This is a genomic window from Alteribacter keqinensis (assembly GCF_003710255.1).
Taxonomy (GTDB): domain Bacteria; phylum Bacillota; class Bacilli; order Bacillales; family Salisediminibacteriaceae; genus Alteribacter; species Alteribacter keqinensis.
Genome location: NZ_RHIB01000012.1, coordinates 1 through 273, shown reverse-complemented (window position 1 = coordinate 273; position 273 = coordinate 1). Strand labels below are relative to the sequence as shown.

General features: G+C 37.7%; 1 rRNA gene. It reads left to right on the top strand.

Features of this window, described 5'->3' with window-relative positions:
* Positions 1 to 55, top strand: a 16S ribosomal RNA gene (locus tag EBO34_RS20440); the annotation flags it as partial.
* Between the last annotated feature and the right edge of the window lie 218 nt (positions 56 to 273).

The following is a 273-nucleotide window of genomic DNA, read 5'->3' as shown; positions in this document are numbered from 1 at the left end:
GGTGAAGTCGTAACAAGGTATCCCTACCGGAAGGTGGGGATGGATCACCTCCTTTCTAAGGAGCTTTTGAAGCTCATAAGTTTCAACAATGTTTCTGCTTTGGTCTTTTTGTTTAGTTTTGAAAGGTTAATCCTTTCAAACCATGTTCTTTGAAAACTGGATAACAGTAACGACATCAAATTTCTGATAGAAATTTTTAAAAGTAAACTCTTTATGAGTTTCACCGGTTGTTTGAGAGAACAACCGAGTGTCTTAGAAGGCTGAGAAACATCG